Origin of the sequence: Aliagarivorans marinus DSM 23064, assembly GCF_000429485.1 — a bacterium.
GTDB lineage: Bacteria > Pseudomonadota > Gammaproteobacteria > Enterobacterales > Celerinatantimonadaceae > Aliagarivorans > Aliagarivorans marinus.
Map to the genome: position 1 here is coordinate 135420 of NZ_KE386909.1, position 17537 is coordinate 152956.

Here is a 17537-nt window from a genome sequence, read left to right on the forward strand (position 1 = left end):
TGGCCGAAGGCTAAGCGAGGAGTCACCCATGTTGCATTTGGGTATCAGCGCACTGGTGTTGGCCAGTGCCTTATCAAACGTTGGTCATCTGGTTGCGCGCCCCGCGCTGGAGGCCCCGGAATACCTGCGTTACAGCGCACATACACAGATAACTAAGGCGAGCGCTTATGAGGAGCAAGGGCTGGTTAACCCCAAGCCTCAGCAGCATTACCAGCATGTGTATTCAGGCTCGCAAGAAGGTAATGCCCTAGCCGGTTCGTTTGATGCGATGGGTGAGTTTATGCCGTATGCCGAAGGCCAAGAACAGCTGTTCAACTCGATGCTGGAGAACTATCCTACCGCAGCAGGGGACGAAGATTAGGATGCGTTAACACGGATGTACCTGAATGGAAAAATCGCTAAGCTCGATGCTTGGCTTCCACAAGAACAATCTCGATCGCTGTACCAGCAGTTGCTCGCCTACCCCGGGTGGCAGCAGCACAGTATTCGCATGTTTGGAAGGCAGGTTCTTGAGCCGCGCTTGTCTAGCTGGATGGCTGACGATGGAGTCAATTATCGTTATTCCGGCAAGCTGAGAGAGGCAGCTCCGTGGCTCCACGAAGTAAAACAGGTAAACGAAGAAATTTCTGCTTACTGTGGTGCTGATTTCAACAGCGTGTTGCTAAACTACTATAGGAACGGAACAGATAGCATGGGCTGGCACGGCGACAACGAACCCGAGTTAGGCGAGTTACCTGTGATTGCATCGTTAAGCCTGGGAGCGACCAGGCGTTTTTTGTTTCGACATCGTCAAACCAAGCAAGTGATCGAACTGCAACTCGCCGATGGCGATTTGTTGATAATGAATGGGCTTTGTCAGAATCAATGGCAGCACAGTTTGCCAAAATCGCCCGCAGTACAACAACCGAGGATCAACCTCACGTTTCGCGTTACCCACCCAATTGCGTCCGGGTAGTAAAGGAAAGCATTATGCATATTGAGAGCAGAATAGTTGAGTTGTTAAACGCACAGTTTTCTCCGGAAAACCTGCAAGTGGTAAATGAAAGTCATCGGCACAATGTGCCAGCGGGCTCCGAGAGCCATTTTAAGGTGAGTATTGTGAGCCCACAGTTTGCTGGCAAACGCTTGATTCAGCGTCATCGTATGGTCAATCAGGTGTTGGCCGATCTGCTGGCGGATCATATCCATGCGTTGGCCATTCACACCTATACCCCCGACGAGTGGGCGGAGCTGTATCAGATCCCAGCCTCCCCGCCGTGTGCCGGTGGTGAGGCATAGCTAAACCGACAAACGTCGCATAGCAAAAGAGGCTCCTATATATAGGAGCCTCTTTTTTGGCTGTCACCAGCATCACTGGTGACAATAATCCTTGGCCTTGTGTGCGATTTGTTAACTATTTGCCAATCACTGATACGGTATAAATGGGGTTTATTAACGTTTTTTTCAGCCCCTCGCTAGCTGTGAAAACTGTAAATTTTGGCAATTACTAATCTTTTAAAACAATCATTGGCGATAATAGGCAGTTTTCCACTTGAAACGCTGATCACTCTGTAATCTTTAGGACCATCTATATTTTAACGCCTTAGGTGGGAGTTGATCTTGTTGTTAACTCATCTAGGCTTGAGTAGTAGCGTCGCTAACCCTGTATTAACACTTGGTCGAATGACCCGCATTTATGGCCATTTTCCTTGGAGAATGTGGCCTATTTGGTGCTAGAATACCCGCGGTTTTTGTGGCTTGTTAGCTAAATGTCTTGAAAATGTTAGCTAATTATCAGAGCGATTCTCTGTTCAAGCCACGAGAAATATCGCTCGTCTTCCGACCCAACACATGTGTAAGAGAGTATGATTACAATAAACAAAGGCTTGGATCTTCCTATTAAAGGTGGTCCAAAACAGCAAATAGTGGACGCGTCAAAAGTGACCCGTGTTGCTGTGCTCGGCGAAGACTATGTAGGCATGCGCCCTACGATGAAAGTCCGAGTAGGTGACGTGGTTAGTCAAGGTCAGACGCTGTTCGAAGATAAAAAGACTCCCGGTGTGGTATTTACCGCCCCTTGTGCCGGCGTAGTTCGTGAAGTTAATCGTGGTGCCAAGCGTGTACTGCAGTCAGTGGTTATCGAGAAGCAAGACGGTGACAGCATTGACTTTGGTGCGCTGGAACAGACCGAGATCGCTAAAGTAGAGCGTCAGCAGATCGTTGATAAGCTGGTTCAGTCTGGTCAGTGGGTTGCACTACGTACCCGTCCTTACAGCAAAGTACCTGCTATCGACAGCGTACCTTCTGCGATTTTCGTGACTGCTATCGACACCAACCCTCTGGCTGGCGATCCTAAAGTAGTTATCGAAGCAGAAAGCAATGCTTACTTGAATGGTCTGCGCGTGCTAAGCCGCCTGACTGAAGGTGAAGTATTCGTATGTAAAGGCGACTACCAGCTTCCAGTATCCAACGCGGCACGCGTTCAGGAGCAAGTGTTTGCAGGTCCACACCCAGCAGGTCTGGCCGGTACTCACATTCACATGCTAAAACCTGCCAGCGCTCAGCGCATGGTATGGTCTATCAGCTATCAGGACGTGATCGCCTTCGGTAAGCTGTTCGAAACTGGTCGAATCTACAACCAACGCGTCGTTGCCTTGGCAGGTCCTGTGGTTAAAGAGCCACGCTTGCTGCGCACCGAGCTGGGTGCTAACACCGATGAGCTGATTGCCGGCGAATTGGTAGATGGCAACCATCGTGTGATTTCAGGCTCAGTACTGAAAGGTACCCACGCGACTGGTCCTCATGCCTACTTGGGCCGTTACCATAATCAGGTGAGCGCGCTTGAAGAAGGGTATGAGAAAGAATTTATGGACTGGGCTGTGCCTGGCGGCAACAAATTCTCTCTGGCTCGCATCTTCACCTCTGGCATGAACAAAAACAAATTGTTCTCCATGACCACCACTACCGGCGGTAGTGAGCGTGCCATGGTGCCAATCGGTCAATATGAGCGCGTTATGCCTCTGGACATCCTGCCTACCATGCTGCTTCGTGACATGATCGCCGGTGATACCGACGGTGCTACTCAGCTTGGCTGTCTGGAGCTGGATGAAGAAGATCTCGCGCTGTGCACCTTCGTTTGCCCTGGCAAATACGAGTACGGTGACATCCTGCGCGAATGTTTGACCACGATTGAGAAGGAAGGTTAAGCATGAGCTTTTTAAAAGACTACATCGAGAAAATCGAACCTAACTTCCACCCTGGTGGAAAGCACGAGAAGTGGTTTGCGCTTTACGAAGCGACTGCAACCTTCTTCTACACCCCAGGTTTGGTAACTAAGAAGAACACTCACGTTCGTGACGCTATCGACCTGAAGCGCATCATGATTTTCGTGTACGCTGCGCTACTGCCAGCGGTGTTCTACGGCATGTTCAATACTGGTGTGCAAGCCAATGACGCGATTGTTGCCGGCTATGCTGCCCCAGAAGGCTGGCGTACTGCCATCCTAACCATGCTGGGCGTACCTATGGGCGCTGATGCAGGCTGGTTCGCCAGCATGATGTACGGTGCCATGTACTTCGTACCGGTTTACCTGGTGTCGTTCGTGGTAGGTGGTTTCTGGGAAGTACTGTTTGCCTCGGTACGTAAGCACGAAGTGAACGAAGGCTTCTTCGTATCATCGATGCTGTTCCCGCTGATTTTGCCTGCAACCATCCCGCTGTGGCAGGTTGCGCTGGGTATTACCTTTGGTGTGGTTATCGCCAAAGAAGTATTCGGTGGTACCGGTAAAAACTTCTTGAACCCAGCGCTGGCTGGCCGTGCGTTCCTGTTCTTCGCATACCCTACAGGCATCTCTGGTGATGCAGTGTGGACTGCGGTAGACGGTTACTCAGGTGCAACTGCCTTGAGCGTAGCGGCAGCTGACGGTATCCAAGGTCTGACTGAAGCCGGTATCAGCTGGTCTGATGCGTTCTTCGGTAGCATCGCAGGTTCGATGGGTGAAACCTCAACCCTGCTGCTGTTCTTGGGCGGTGCCTTCCTGATGTTCAACCGCATTGCGTCTTGGCGCATCGTCGGTGGCGTGATGATTGGTATGATCGCAACCAGCTTGCTGTTCAACATGATCGGTTCTGAAACCAACAACATGTTCCAGGTTCCACCACACTGGCACTTGGTACTGGGTGGTTTCGCTATCGGTATGTTCTTTATGGCGACTGACCCTGTATCTGCTTCATTCACCAACAAAGGTCGTTGGTGGTACGGCGGTCTGATTGGTGTGATGGTAGTACTGGTTCGCGTAGTTAACCCAGCCTTCCCTGAAGGCATGATGCTGGCCATCTTGTTCGCAAACTTATTCGCGCCTATTTTCGACTACTTCGTCGTTCAGGCGAACATCAAACGGAGGATTGCTCGCGATGGCCAGTAATGATTCTCTGGGTAACACCCTTAAGGTAGTACTGGGTGTTAGCCTTGTTTGTTCCATCATCGTATCAGTAGCCGCTGTTGGCCTGCGCGACATTCAACAGCGTAACATCGTTGAAGACGTGCAGCGCAACATTCTGGCGGTATCGGGCGTTGAGCTCGACGGCCGCAGTGTTGGTGACGTTTACGAAGAAGTGATTGAGCCGCGTTTGGTTGATCTGAACACCGGTGAATTCGTAGATGCGTCTGCTGAAGAAATCGCTGCTTTCGATCAGCGCGCTGCAGCTAAAGAGCCAGAGACCAGCATCCGTCTGACCTCTGAGCAAGACGTAGCTGGCATCGTTCGCCGCGCAAATGTTGCAAAGGTTTACTTTGTGCGTGGCGAAAGCGGTGACTTCGAACGGGTGATTCTGCCGATTCACGGTTACGGTCTGTGGTCGACCATGTACGCCTTCTTGGCAGTACAGCCTGACGGCCAAACTATCGACGCTATCGTTTACTACGACCAGGGGGAAACCCCGGGACTAGGTGGCGAAGTGGCTAACCCGCTATGGCAAGCTAAATTTGTTGGCAAGCAATTGTTCGACGAGCAGGGCAATCCAGCAATCACGGTTGCTAAAGGTAGCGCAGATCCTAACTCCATCCATGAAGTTGACGGTCTGTCAGGTTCAACCCTGACAAGCAACGGTGTAACTAACACCTTTGACTTCTGGCTGAGTGACAATGGCTTTGGCAAGTTCCTGGGCCGCATTCAAGACGGAGGCCTGATCTAATGGCTAATGCTAAAGAAATGAAACAGGTTCTATCGAACCCTGTAGTTTCAAACAACCCTATCGCGCTTCAGGTACTCGGTATCTGTTCCGCACTGGCCGTAACCAGCAGCCTGCAAACTGCACTGGTTATGACCCTGGCGGTTGTTTTTGTATGCTCATTGTCGAACCTGTCGATTTCGCTTATTCGAAATCACATTCCTAGTAGTGTACGTATCATCGTGCAGATGGCGATCATCGCTTCACTAGTAATTGTTGTAGACCAAATCCTTAAGGCAGTGGTTTACGACATCTCTAAAGAGCTATCGGTATTCGTTGGTCTGATTATTACCAACTGTATCGTGATGGGCCGTGCAGAAGCTTTCGCGATGAAAGAGCCGCCGCTTAAGTCGTTCATCGACGGCATCGGTAACGGTTTGGGCTACGGTCTGATCCTGATGGTTGTAGGCGCGATTCGTGAGTTCTTCGGTTCTGGTTCGCTTTTCGGTATCGAAATCATGCCGCTGGTTAACAACGGTGGATGGTATCAGCCAAACGGTCTGTTGCTACTGCCTGCGTCAGCCTTCTTCATTATCGGCCTGATTATCTGGGTAATCCGTACTTACGACCCAGCGCAAGTAGAGCCAAAGGAGTAAGCTAGTGGAACATTATATTAGTCTCTTCGTTCGCTCTGTTTTCATCGAAAACTTGGCGCTCGCTTTCCTGCTGGGTATGTGTACCTTCCTGGCGGTATCGAAAAAGATTAAAACCTCTTTCGGTCTGGGTGTAGCGGTAATCGTAGTACTGGGTATTGCGGTTCCGGTAAACCAAATCATTTACACTAGCCTGTTGGCGCCGGGTGCGCTGGCGTGGGCTGGTCTGCCTGAAGTTGACCTGAGCTTCCTGAACTTTATCGCGTTCATTGGTGTGATCGCGGCACTGGTACAGATCCTTGAGATGGTACTGGACAAGTTCTTCCCAGCTCTTTATCAGGCTCTGGGTATCTTCTTGCCACTGATCACCGTGAACTGTGCCATCTTTGGTGCCGTATCCTTCATGGTACAGCGTGAGTACAACCTGGCAGAATCTTTCGTTTACGCCGTAGGTAGCGGTGTGGGCTGGATGCTGGCAATTGTTGCTCTGGCAGGTCTTCGCGAGAAGATGAAGTACTCTGACGTGCCTCCGGGTCTACGTGGTTTGGGTATTACCTTTATCACCGTAGGTTTGATGGCGATGGCTTTCATGGCGTTTTCAGGCGTTTCGCTGTAAGCGGCCAATAACTACAAGGAAAATAGTCGATGGAAATTATTCTCGGCGTAATGATGTTTACCTTGCTCGTCTTGGCCTTGGTAGCAGTGATTTTGTTTGCTAAGTCTAAGCTCGTAGCTTCGGGTGAAATCAAGATCACCATTAACGGTGATCCAGAAAAGACCATTACTACCAGCGCCGGCAGCAAGCTGCTGAACGTGCTGGGTAGCAACGGTATCTTTATTTCTTCTGCTTGTGGTGGCGGTGGCTCGTGTGGCCAGTGTCATGCAACTGTTAAGTCTGGTGGCGGCGACATCCTGCCAACCGAGCTTGACCATATCTCTAAGGGCGAAGCCCGCGAAGGTTTGCGTTTGGCCTGTCAGGTTAACGTAAAAGAAGATATGGAAATCCAGCTTCCAGAAGAGATCTTCGGTGTGAAGAAGTGGGATTGTGAGGTTATCTCTAACGATAACCAAGCTACCTTCATTAAAGAGCTGGTACTGCAGATCCCTGATGGTGAATCGGTACCGTTCCGCGCCGGTGGTTACATTCAGATTGAAGCGCCTGCTCACCACGTTAAATTCTCTGACTTCGATATCGAAGATCAGTACCGTGGCGACTGGGACCACTTCGACCTGTTCAAGCTGGAATCAAAAGTAGACGAAGAAACCATTCGTGCATACTCAATGGCTAACTACCCTGAGGAAGAAGGCCTGATTATGCTGAACGTGCGTATCGCTACCCCGCCGCCAAACGATATGACTCTGCCTCCGGGCAAGATGTCATCGTTCATCTTCAACCTGAAGAAGGGCGATAAAGTGACTATCTCTGGTCCATTCGGTGAGTTCTTCGCCAAAGAGACCGACAACGAGATGGTATTTATCGGTGGTGGTGCTGGTATGGCGCCAATGCGTTCACACATCTTCGATCAGCTTAAGCGTCTGAAGTCTAGCCGTAAGATGAGCTTCTGGTACGGTGCCCGTTCACGTCGTGAGATCTTCTACCAAGAAGACTTCGATGGTCTGGCAGCCGACAACGAGAACTTCCAGTGGCACGTAGCCCTGTCTGACCCGCAAGAGGGCGACAACTGGGATGGCTACACCGGCTTCATTCACAACGTTCTGTTCGAGAACTACCTGCGCGACCACGAAGCGCCGGAAGATTGTGAATACTACATGTGTGGTCCACCGGTGATGAACGCGGCTGTGATCAACATGCTCAAAGATCTGGGCGTTGAAGACGAAAACATCATGTTGGATGACTTTGGTGGTTAATTCGTGAAAACGACCTTAAAGCAATGGCTGGCCCTTATCGGGCTGGCCTTTTTTATTAGTGGCTGTGAGAAATCCAGCGATCTTTACACCCTGCAGATTACCGGCTCGACCATGGGCACCTACTATCAGGTGAAAGTGGTGGATACCAAGGCGCAACTGCCCGACGGTGAGGCGCTACAGGCATTGATTGATGATGAACTGGAAGCGGTTAACGATGAGATGTCGACCTACCGCCCCAGCTCCGAGATCTCGCGCTTTAACCAGTCCGAGGGCAGCGAGCCGATGGCAATCTCATCGCACTTTGCCTATGTGATGGACGCATCCATTGCGCTCTCAGAGGCAACTGTCGGGGCGTTTGACCCAACTGTCGGCCCCTTGGTCAACTTGTGGGGGTTCGGCCCTGAAGGTCGCCCGGAAACCATCCCTAGCGATGAGCAAGTGGCACAAGCGAGTGCGAAAGTGGGTTATCAGCACCTAAGCCTGCAAGATGGCATGCTGAGCAAGGCTGTTCCAGAGCTGTATCTGGACCTGTCGGCGATAGCTAAAGGCCATGGTGTGGACCGGGTTGCCGAGGTGTTAGAAGCGCAAGGCGTGGCCAACTACCTGGTAGATATCGGCGGTGAGCTGCGCCTGAACGGGCACAACGACAAAGATGCACCTTGGCGCATTGCGGTTGAGAAACCGGTGGCAGGTGGAACGGGCGCTATCCAGAAGATCATCGCCCCGGGTGATGGTGGGCTGGCAACCTCCGGCGATTATCGAAATTATTTCGAGCATGATGGGGTCCGTTATTCACACACCATCAATCCTGCGACTGCTAAGCCAATTGCCAATAAGATCGTATCCGTGACAGTGGTAACCCAAAGCAGTATGATGGCCGACGCTTATGCAACCGCCTTCACCGTTATGGGTGTTGAAGCGAGTATGGCCATGGCAAAGGAGCGGGCACTGGCTGTGTATATTATCGAGAAACAGGGTGAAGAGTTTGCTGAACATATCAGCGACGCATTCGCTCCTTTGATTCAGCAGTAGCCAAAAGTCGGGCACTGCTGAGGGCAAACTAGAGGTAATCAATGGCGTACTTTATCGCGACCTTCGTATTTTTCCTGGTGATCATTGCCGCCATGGCAATTGGTTACATTGTGCAGCAGAAAACCATCAGCGGCAGCTGTGGTGGACTGGCATCGGTGGGCATCGACAAAGAGTGTGACTGCCCAGAGCCTTGTGATCGTCGTAAGGCGAAAATGGCTAAGGAAGCGGCCAAAGAGAAGACTCGCCAGGCGATGCAAAAAGAGAATCGCATTATCTAGTGCAACCCAGCCCTGGATGACCATAAACGGCCCTATGCGGCCGTTTTTTTGTGGCTGCGATATGCTCCCAGCACCTTGTTTTATCTCCTTCCCCAAAACTTTTGGCCAAAGCCCAAAGCTGCTGTGTATACGGTTACATGTCGGTTAATAATTAAGTTACACGGCAAGTCTGAAAAGCAATCAATCAGAACGTTTATACGACATGGCCCCGCTTAATAAGGGACTTGTAGTGATATTTTGTAACTATGATGCAAACAAAGATACTTGAGAAAGAGGTGTAAACGTTTCCATTTATGTCTTTTCGATCACAGAAATGCCAGTGGGAATGTAGATAATGCGCACTGTAACTAATTCGTAAAACAAGGGCAGTACGAGTGTCTGACTCAACGATTTCATTTAAAACTAAACTCTCTTACGGTATCGGTGCCTTGGGCAAGGACTTCGGTTGTGCACCTATCTACCTGTTTCTAATGTTCTATTTCACCGATGTAGCGGGTATTTCAGCTGCATTCGTGGGTACTATCTTTTTAGCAGCGCGGATCATTGACGCGATCACCGACCCGATGATGGGCATGGTGGTGGATAACACCCGCTCGCGCTTCGGTAAGTTCCGTCCATGGATTGTGATTGGCACCCTGATTAACTCTGTGGTGTTGATTGCACTGTTTAGCACCCACAACTTTGAAGGCACTGCGTTGCTGGTCTACGCAACGGTGGCTTACATCCTTTGGGGCCTGACTTACACCATTATGGATATCCCATACTGGTCAATGATCCCGGCACTGAGCAACGCCCGTGAAGAGCGTGAGAAGCTGGTTGTTTGGCCGCGCTTGTTCGCTAGCTTAGCGTGGTTCCTAATGGGTACTTATGGCCTGCATGTGGTGGGTGTACTGGGTGGCGAAGACCAAGGTCAAGGCTTTACCTATCTGGCAATGGGTGTTGCGGTATTCTTCGTATTCAGCGCCATCCTTACCGGCATCAACGTGAAGGAGCAGGCTAAGGTCTCTGCAGGCGTAACCGAGCGCTTTAACGTACGTGATGTTATTCAAATCATCGGTGGCAACGATCAGCTTAAAGCGCTAATCGGTACTGTATTGTCGTTCCAAGTAGCAAACATGCTGGTTAGCGGCTTTGCTATCTACTACTTCGCCTATGCACTGGGTAATGAAGCGCTATTCCCAATCTACATGATGGTAGCGGGCGCTGCTGAGATTGCCGGTGTATTCTTGTTCCCTCGCTTGGCGGCATGGCTACCACGCAAGAACCTATGGATTATCGCCTGTGGCGCTGCGATTGCGTCTTCAGTGATTCTACTGGCGATGAACCTTGTTATGCCGGGTAACGCAATTTTGATTGGTCTTGCTGGTGCAGCGATTAAATTCGGTGTAGGTATTACCAATGCACTTCAAACCGTAATGCTGGCAGACGTTGTGGATTACGGTGAGCACAAAACTGGCCGTCGCAGTGAGAGTGTTATCTTCTCAGTGCAAACCATGTTGGTGAAATTTGCCGGTGCACTGGGTGGCTTTATTGTAGGTGTGGGTCTGACCTTGGTGGGCTATCAACCAAACGTGGTGCAAACCGACTCAACCATCTTCGGTATCCAGTTCATGATGCTAGGCATTCCAACCGCGCTGATGTTACTGAGTGTTTGGATCTATAAACGCTTCTACCGCTTGCATGAAGGCTTTACGCCGGAGCAACAAGAAGTCAGCCCCAACGCGGCACCAGAACTCGCATAAGCATAAAACGGCCCCTCTAGGGGCCGTGACTCTTTGAGGTAACGAATGAGATCTTTCAACGATATCATCGCCAGCCAAGACTGGCAGAACCAGCAAGTGGTTAAGCTGAACACGGTGGTGCCTCATACCCCGATGCACAGCTACCGTAACAGCGAAGCCGCAAAAGCCGCGCAACAAAGCCAGCGGCAGTACTTAAATGGCCAGTGGAAGTTCAGCTTGTTTGAACGCCCCGAAGCGGTGGATGCAGCCGTCATCGACAGTCAGTTTGACGATGCAGCATGGGATGCCATCAAGGTGCCCAGCAACTGGCAGATGCAAGGTTATGACAAGCCAATCTACTGCAACATCAAGTATCCATTTACTGACAACCCGCCTTATGTGCCGCAACAGAATCCTACCGGGGTCTACCGCCGCCACTTTGATGTCTGCGCTGAGCAGTTGCAAGAGCAAACGCGAATTGTCTTTGATGGGGTTAACTCAGCAATGCACCTATGGTGTAACGGCCGCTGGGTGGGTTATTCGCAAGATAGCCGCTTGCCAGCAGAGTTTGACCTTAGCCCTTACTTGGTAGAAGGCAGTAACAGCCTGACCGTGATGGTGATCCGTTGGTGTGATGGTTCATACATCGAAGACCAGGATATGTGGTGGCTCAGCGGTATCTTCCGCGATGTTTACCTATACAGCAAACCTGCCTTGGCGATTAACGATGTGTTCATCAACACCGAGTTAGACAATTGCTATCGTGATGCAGTGCTAGCGGTAAGCACCCAACTGAGTGCGAAAACCAGTAGTCACCGCGTGAAGGTTGAATTGTTTGACGCTGAAGGCGCGCAGGTTCCGATGTTAGGTGATGCCCTGTGCGGTACAGCTCAGCGTGAAGTTGACGAAAAAGGTGCCTGGGACGATCGCATTGAGCACCGCCTAAGCGTGGCAAACCCACATAAGTGGAGCGCCGAGCAGCCCTACTTGTATCGCTGTGTGGTCAGCTTGCTCGACGAGCAAGGCGCACTGATCGAGAGCGAAGCCTATAACGTTGGCTTCCGCCGGGTAGAGATTATCGATGGCTTGCTAAAGCTTAATGGCAAAGCGCTGCTGATCCGCGGGGCTAACCGTCACGAGCATGACCCAGAAACTGGTCATGCGGTCGACGAAGCCTCGATGCTGCAAGACATCAAGCTGCTTAAGCAATACAACTTCAACGCCGTGCGCACCTCGCACTACCCCAACCATCCGCGTTGGTACGAGCTGTGTGATGAGTACGGCTTGTATGTGGTGGACGAGGCCAACCTCGAGACCCATGGACAGTTCCCGATGTCGCGTCTATCCAACGACCCGACTTGGATCAGCGCCTACATGCAGCGCATGACCGCATTGGTTGAGCGCGACAAGAACCACCCGTCGATCATTATCTGGTCGCTCGGGAATGAGTCGGGCATTGGGCCTAACTTACATGCAATGTACCAGTGGACCAAGCAGCGTGACCCGTCGCGTCCGGTGCAATACGAGGGCGGCGGCGCCAATACTGCCGCAACCGACATCATCTGCCCGATGTACTCGCGCGTCGATCAAATGCAAGACCATGAATCGGTACCCAAGTATCCCATCAAGCAGTGGGTTAGTATGCCCGGTGAGCAACGTCCGCTGATCTTGTGTGAGTATGCCCATGCCATGGGCAACAGCCTGGGTAGCTTTAACAAGTACTGGGATGCCTTCCGCGAGTACCCGCGCCTGCAAGGTGGCTTTATCTGGGACTGGGTGGATCAGGGGCTGTCAAAGACTGACGACAATGGCCGTCACTACTGGGGCTATGGCGGGGACTTTGGCGATGAAATCAATGACCGCCAGTTCTGTATCAATGGTGTGCTGTTCCCTGACCGTACCCCACACCCGGCGCTGTTTGAGGCAAAACGCGCTCAGCAGTTCCACCAGTTTAGTCTCGAAGGCGGCACTCTAAATGTCACCAGTGAGCTGCTGTTTAGCGCACCTGAGTTAGAGCTGCGCTGGTCACTGAAAAAAGACGGCGAAACCATTGCCAGCAACGCACAGCGGGTAACGATAGCGGCCGAGCAAACCGAGCAGTTTGAACTGCTGGAGTCACTCCCTGAGTTCGAACCGGCCTGCGAGTATCACTTCAATGTTGAACTGGTTAGTGCAGAGCCTTGCGCATGGGCCGACGCTGGCCACAGCATCTCAGCGCAACAGTTTGTACTGCAAGCTGCGACTCGTTCGCTAGATAGCAGCGATGTTAAATCAGAGGCGCCAGTTATCACCGAGCAAAATGGTGAGCTGCAGGTGCGCGCGGGTGACAATCAGTTTGTCTTCGATACCAACAGCGGTTACCTGTGCCAGTGGCTGAACAAAGACGTGCCAGTGATTGCCAGCCCACTTCGCGATAACTTCTATCGTGCACTACTGGACAACGACATTGGTACCAGCGAAGCCGATACCCTCGACCCGAACTCGTGGATTGCGCGTTGGAGCGATGCCAGCCTGAATGCCTTAGAGCCAACGCTGCAGCACTTTAAGGTGAACAAGTTGGCAAATGAGCTAGAGCTTGAAGCCGTCTTCCAGCACCGTGCCAATGGCAAACGGGTGCTCGATAGCCACTGGTGCTACCGTATTAACGCAACAGGGCAGATCGATCTAACGGTTGAGGTGGCTGCGCAGACAAGCCTGCCTCCATTGCCTCGTGTGGGGATCGAGTTAGCGCTGCCGGCCAGCGACAACGACGTTGAGTGGTTTGGCCGTGGTCCCCACGAAAACTACCCCGATCGTATCTTGTCGGCCGATGTCGGTCGCTATGCACTGCCGTTAAGCGCGATGCATACCGACTACATCTTCCCGAGCGAGAACGGCCTGCGTAGTGATGTGCGGGAAGCCAAGGTGGGCAAACTGCGGGTTCAAGGTGATTTCCTGTTTGGCTGTAGCGAGTACCCACAAGCGATGCTTGAACAAGCCAAGCACAGCTGTGACCTACATGCCGATGGTAATACTTACCTACGTCTGGATGGCTTCCATATGGGCGTTGGTGGTGATGACTCTTGGAGCCCGAGCGTGCATCAGGAGTTCTTGCTGGAGCAGACGCAGTACCGTTACCGCTTGCAGCTAAGCGCGAGTTAACCGCGCTCAATCACTGTCGGTCAAGCACACATCCCTCGCCTCGGCGGGGGATGTTTGCTTTTTAAGACAGGGCAATTAATGAGTAAGGGGTTTAACCGAGTTACGCTTGACCAAGGTGGGCACAAACACGTGCGGGCTAGATTCTGGGGAGCTGCCTTGGGCCAACTGTAGGGCCAATCTGGCCGCTTGCTCGGCCATCGGTTGAATGGGGTAGCGAATGGTGGTCAGGCGTGGCTTCATGTACCGCGAAATCAAGCCATCATCGAAGCCAATCACCGACACTTGCTCGGGAACGGCGATGTCACTCTCTTCCAGACAGGCCATTGCTCCGGCTGCCATGTAGTCGTTGTACGCCGCGACGGCGGTGACACTCACGCCTCGTGAGAGCAGATCTCGCATCGCCTTCTCGCCGCCTTGCTCATCGGGATAACCACAGGCAATGGCATGCTCTTGTGGGCTGACGCCATGAGCCGCCAGTGCGTCGCGGTAGCCTTGTTTGCGGCTATCGGCATCTTCGATGTCGTGCTCGGAGCAGATATAGGCAATATCGCGGTGGCCTTGATTGAGCAGATACTCGGTGGCCAAGTATGAGCCTTTATAGTTATCCAGCGAGATACAGCGTTCAGGTACTTCATCGAGTTGGCGGTTGATCACCACCAAGCCCGGCACTTCTTTGCAAAACTTGGTTAGGTCCTGATCGCTGAGGCCTTTGGAGTGGATGACAAGGGACTCACAGCGGCTGTTGATCAGTATTTCAATAGCTTCTCGTTCGCTGTCCGCTTCATGATAGCCGTTGCCAATTAGCAGGTGCTTGCCCTGATCGCGGCAGACCAAATCGATCGACTTGAGCATTGCGCCAAAGAAGGGGTTAGACACATCCCCCACCAACACGCCCATAGTTTGGGTGGTTTGGCTAACTAATGCGCGCGCATTCGCATTGGGACGATAGCTGAGCGCTTCCATCGCCTCTGTTACCGCCTTAATGGCTTTTTCGCTGGTTCGAGGGGAGCGGTTTACCACCCGTGATACGGTGGCAACTGATACGCCTGCCAGCTTTGCTACATCCTTTATCGTTGACATATATCTTGTATTTGCTTGCTAATTATTGGTCTTGACTGGTGGTTGCATTCCATTACTTGAAGCGGTGCACTATCTGTACTGCACAAGTGCAAGAGCGGTACATGTTAACGTTTGCCAATTATACGCACGTGATGCGGGTCAAGCGAAGTGGCCGCTAGCATAAATTATGTGCAGCTACCTGTGTTATATCGCAGTTAACTCAGTAAGTTAATAGGGAAGGGCTAATTGTCGCTGGTTACTCAAACTGGGCGTTCCTAGTCAAACATGCTGTGTAAACGTTTACTTTTGTGCCTTGTGTCACAGTATGCTCTGGGATAAACCAGTAAATTAGCCGCAAATTCGAAATAGGGTAAACATAATGGCGCAAAGCTTAGTCCACATGCGTGGTTGCCACACTGAGGTGATACTGGAGATCGGCGACTATGCCGAGATCTTGTATTGGGGAAAACGTTTAAACCATCCGCCAGAGCAGCTGGCATTGGCACTAAAGCGACCCGTTCCCTATGGCCGCTTGGATAAGGATGTATCGCTAAGCCTGCATCCCGAGCTCGCACGTGGCGTGTTTTCAAGCCCGGGGCTTGAGGGACACCGTGATGGCCTGGACTGGGCGCCGGCGTTTACCATTGAGCAGGTCCAGCAGCAGCCCCACTATGTGGTACTGGTGTCAGTGGACAAGCGCGCTGGTTTGCGCCTGCGCACGGAGTTGGTGCTGGAAGAAGACGACGTGCTTAAGGTTCGTCACCAGCTATTCAACGACGCTAAGGGCGACTATCAGGTCACCCGTTTGGCCTCTACCTTGCCAGTGCCTGAGCGGGCCGAGGAGCTAATGAGCTACTACGGGCGCTGGGTGCACGAGTTCCAACAGCAGCGCCACAGCCTGCAGCATGGCGGCTACATTCAGGAGAACCGACGCGGTCGCACCTCTCATGAACACTATCCTGCGTTTGTTACCGGCTCGCGTCATTTTGGCGAAACCAGTGGCGAGGTGTGGGGCTTCCACCTGGCATGGAGCGGCAACCACCGGATGCGCGCCGATGTTAAAACCGATGGTCGTCGCATGGTGCAAGGCGAGGCTTTGTACTTACCTGGCGAAATCAGCCTGAGTGAGGGCGAAAGCCTGACTACGCCGTGGCTGTACGCAAGCTACAGCGACCAGGGGCTAAACGGCATGAGCGCGCACTTCCATCAGCATGTGCGCGAGCAGATCTTGGCAAAACGCTTAAGCCACAAGGCGCGGCCTATTCATCTCAATACCTGGGAAGGGATCTACTTTGATCATGACCCAAGCTACATCATGAAGATGGCCAGTGAGTCTGCCGAGATGGGCGTTGAACGTTTCATTATCGACGACGGTTGGTTTAAAGGTCGCAATGGCGATAAGGCTGCCTTGGGTGATTGGTTCCTCGATGAGCAGAAATACCCTGAGGGCTTGGGTAAGATCGTAGAGCATGTTAATCAGCTCGGTATGGAGTTCGGTCTCTGGTTTGAGCCGGAGATGATCAACAAGGACTCGGATCTCTACCGCAGTCACCCAGAGTGGCTACTCGGGGTAGAAGGCTACGAGCAGCCAACCGGGCGTAATCAGTATGCCATCAACCTGCAGATCAAAGAGGCGTTTGATTATCTATTCGAGCGACTTGATCACTTCCTGAGTCACTACAACATCGCCTACATCAAGTGGGATATGAACCGTGAGATTGTGCAGCCTGGCCACCATGGCCGTGCGGCTGGGCAAGGACAGGTGGAAGCCTATTATCGCTTGGTCGATAAGCTGGCTGCCAAGCACCCGCAAGTTGAGATCGAGTCCTGCGCCGCTGGCGGTGGCCGCATCGATTTTGAGGTGCTTAAACGGACCCACCGCTTCTGGACATCGGATAATAACGACGCGTTGGAGCGTCAGATCATTCAGCGTGGCATGAGCTACTTCTTCCCACCCGAGGTGATGGGCAGCCACATCGGTGCCAGCCATTGTCACAGCACGCGCCGTCGCCACACGATTAACTTCCGAGGCCTTACCGCACTGTTCGGTCACATGGGTATTGAGCTGGACCCGGTCCGCGAAAGCGCCGAGGAGAAGCAGGGCTTTGTAAAATACATCAAGTTGCACAAACGCTTCCGCCCGCTGCTGCACAGTGGTAAGAGCTTTCGGATCCCTGTCGACGACGAAGTGGCGCAGATGGCCCATGGCGTGGTTTGCTGTGACCGTACTGAAGCGCTGGTGATGGTGGCGCAAACTCAGATGCCCACCCATTCGCTAAGCTCTACGCTGCGGATCCCGGGCTTGAACCCACTGGCGCGCTACAAGGTCAGCTTGATCGACCATCCCGAGAATCTGTTCGAAGGTCTGGTTGCTTGCCAACCGGCGTGGACTGAGCAAGGGGTCGAGTTAACCGGCGAATGGTTAGAACGCGCCGGCTTGGCCATGCCGATTATGGACTCAGAGAGTGCTGTGCTAGTGCATATCCAGCAGCTGTAAATCCCTTAGGCCAATAACACCTACGATTCTAAGACAGGCTCTGGCAGTTATGCTGGGGCCTGCTTGCGTGCGCTTTTAACTCATTGAATATAAAGGGAAAAATAATAAGATCTTGCTCACGATTCTCGTGAAAGGCGCTG

15 protein-coding genes are annotated in these 17537 nt (G+C 52.2%); 14 read left to right on the forward strand and 1 reads right to left on the reverse strand.

What is annotated here, in order from left to right:
- Window positions 1-28: 28 nt before the first annotated feature.
- From G461_RS0120280 to lacZ, 13 genes are all read left to right on the forward strand, one after another.
- The gene (locus tag G461_RS0120280) at window positions 29-361 is read left to right on the forward strand and encodes a hypothetical protein (protein ID WP_026973218.1); all 333 of its coding nucleotides are present in this window, start codon (window positions 29-31) and stop codon (window positions 359-361) included.
- Between the two features lie 15 nt (window positions 362-376).
- Complete coding sequence (locus tag G461_RS0120285) at window positions 377-955, forward strand: alpha-ketoglutarate-dependent dioxygenase AlkB family protein (RefSeq protein ID WP_026973219.1); 579 nt, start codon at window positions 377-379, stop codon at window positions 953-955.
- Between the two features lie 14 nt (window positions 956-969).
- The gene (locus G461_RS0120290; protein WP_026973220.1) at window positions 970-1278 is read left to right on the forward strand and encodes a BolA family protein; all 309 of its coding nucleotides are present in this window, start codon (window positions 970-972) and stop codon (window positions 1276-1278) included.
- A 566-nt stretch (window positions 1279-1844) separates the two neighbouring features.
- Window positions 1845-3185: a Na(+)-translocating NADH-quinone reductase subunit A gene (locus G461_RS0120295; protein ID WP_026973221.1), complete on the forward strand. Its 1341-nt coding sequence runs from the start codon at window positions 1845-1847 to the stop codon at window positions 3183-3185.
- 2 nt (window positions 3186-3187) lie between these two features.
- Window positions 3188-4402, forward strand: coding sequence for an NADH:ubiquinone reductase (Na(+)-transporting) subunit B (locus G461_RS0120300; protein WP_026973222.1), 1215 nt, complete (start codon window positions 3188-3190; stop codon window positions 4400-4402).
- The gene (locus G461_RS0120305) at window positions 4392-5171 is read left to right on the forward strand and encodes a Na(+)-translocating NADH-quinone reductase subunit C (protein ID WP_026973223.1); all 780 of its coding nucleotides are present in this window, start codon (window positions 4392-4394) and stop codon (window positions 5169-5171) included. The genes G461_RS0120300 and G461_RS0120305 overlap by 11 nt, the downstream gene beginning before the upstream one ends.
- Complete coding sequence (locus tag G461_RS0120310; protein WP_026973224.1) at window positions 5171-5803, forward strand: NADH:ubiquinone reductase (Na(+)-transporting) subunit D; 633 nt, start codon at window positions 5171-5173, stop codon at window positions 5801-5803. Before G461_RS0120305 ends, G461_RS0120310 begins: the two co-directional genes overlap by 1 nt.
- Window positions 5804-5807: 4 nt before the next feature.
- Window positions 5808-6416 carry an NADH:ubiquinone reductase (Na(+)-transporting) subunit E gene (gene nqrE, locus G461_RS0120315; RefSeq protein WP_026959242.1) on the forward strand — a complete coding sequence of 203 codons (609 nt, stop codon included), beginning with the start codon at window positions 5808-5810 and terminating at the stop codon, window positions 6414-6416.
- Between the two features lie 29 nt (window positions 6417-6445).
- Window positions 6446-7669, forward strand: coding sequence for an NADH:ubiquinone reductase (Na(+)-transporting) subunit F (gene nqrF, locus G461_RS0120320; protein ID WP_026959241.1), 1224 nt, complete (start codon window positions 6446-6448; stop codon window positions 7667-7669).
- A 3-nt stretch (window positions 7670-7672) separates the two neighbouring features.
- Window positions 7673-8701, forward strand: a complete 1029-nt coding sequence (locus G461_RS0120325; protein WP_026973225.1) for an FAD:protein FMN transferase — start codon at window positions 7673-7675, stop codon at window positions 8699-8701.
- A gap of 41 nt (window positions 8702-8742) precedes the next feature.
- On the forward strand, window positions 8743-8979 hold the full coding sequence (nqrM, locus tag G461_RS0120330) for a (Na+)-NQR maturation NqrM (RefSeq protein ID WP_026959239.1): 237 nt from the start codon (window positions 8743-8745) through the stop codon (window positions 8977-8979).
- Window positions 8980-9353: 374 nt separating this feature from the next.
- Complete coding sequence (gene melB, locus G461_RS0120335; protein WP_026973226.1) at window positions 9354-10721, forward strand: melibiose:sodium transporter MelB; 1368 nt, start codon at window positions 9354-9356, stop codon at window positions 10719-10721.
- Window positions 10722-10766: 45 nt separating this feature from the next.
- The gene (gene lacZ, locus G461_RS0120340) at window positions 10767-13841 is read left to right on the forward strand and encodes a beta-galactosidase, LacZ type (RefSeq protein ID WP_026973227.1); all 3075 of its coding nucleotides are present in this window, start codon (window positions 10767-10769) and stop codon (window positions 13839-13841) included.
- Between the two features lie 75 nt (window positions 13842-13916).
- Here lacZ and G461_RS0120345 read toward each other — a convergent pair whose 3' ends face one another.
- Window positions 13917-14921 carry a substrate-binding domain-containing protein gene (locus G461_RS0120345; protein ID WP_026973228.1) on the reverse strand — a complete coding sequence of 335 codons (1005 nt, stop codon included), beginning with the start codon at window positions 14919-14921 and terminating at the stop codon, window positions 13917-13919.
- A 358-nt stretch (window positions 14922-15279) separates the two neighbouring features.
- Here G461_RS0120345 and G461_RS0120350 point away from each other — a divergent pair, with 358 nt between their 5' ends.
- A complete protein-coding gene (locus G461_RS0120350) occupies window positions 15280-17397 on the forward strand; it encodes an alpha-galactosidase (RefSeq protein WP_026973229.1) in 2118 nt (705 codons plus the stop codon).
- Window positions 17398-17537 lie beyond the last annotated feature (140 nt).

Bases quoted from the DNA above. Each gene is read 5' to 3' on its own strand.
- G461_RS0120280 (WP_026973218.1), top strand. From the start codon at position 29: ATGTTGCATTTGGGTATCAGCGCACTGGTGTTGGCCAGTGCCTTATCA.
- G461_RS0120285 (WP_026973219.1), top strand. From the start codon at position 377: ATGTACCTGAATGGAAAAATCGCTAAGCTCGATGCTTGGCTTCCACAA.
- G461_RS0120290 (WP_026973220.1), top strand. From the start codon at position 970: ATGCATATTGAGAGCAGAATAGTTGAGTTGTTAAACGCACAGTTTTCT.
- G461_RS0120295 (WP_026973221.1), top strand. From the start codon at position 1,845: ATGATTACAATAAACAAAGGCTTGGATCTTCCTATTAAAGGTGGTCCA.
- G461_RS0120300 (WP_026973222.1), top strand. From the start codon at position 3,188: ATGAGCTTTTTAAAAGACTACATCGAGAAAATCGAACCTAACTTCCAC.
- G461_RS0120305 (WP_026973223.1), top strand. From the start codon at position 4,392: ATGGCCAGTAATGATTCTCTGGGTAACACCCTTAAGGTAGTACTGGGT.
- G461_RS0120310 (WP_026973224.1), top strand. From the start codon at position 5,171: ATGGCTAATGCTAAAGAAATGAAACAGGTTCTATCGAACCCTGTAGTT.
- nqrF (WP_026959241.1), top strand. From the start codon at position 6,446: ATGGAAATTATTCTCGGCGTAATGATGTTTACCTTGCTCGTCTTGGCC.
- nqrM (WP_026959239.1), top strand. From the start codon at position 8,743: ATGGCGTACTTTATCGCGACCTTCGTATTTTTCCTGGTGATCATTGCC.
- lacZ (WP_026973227.1), top strand. From the start codon at position 10,767: ATGAGATCTTTCAACGATATCATCGCCAGCCAAGACTGGCAGAACCAG.
- G461_RS0120345 (WP_026973228.1), bottom strand. From the start codon at position 14,921: ATGTCAACGATAAAGGATGTAGCAAAGCTGGCAGGCGTATCAGTTGCC.
- G461_RS0120350 (WP_026973229.1), top strand. From the start codon at position 15,280: ATGGCGCAAAGCTTAGTCCACATGCGTGGTTGCCACACTGAGGTGATA.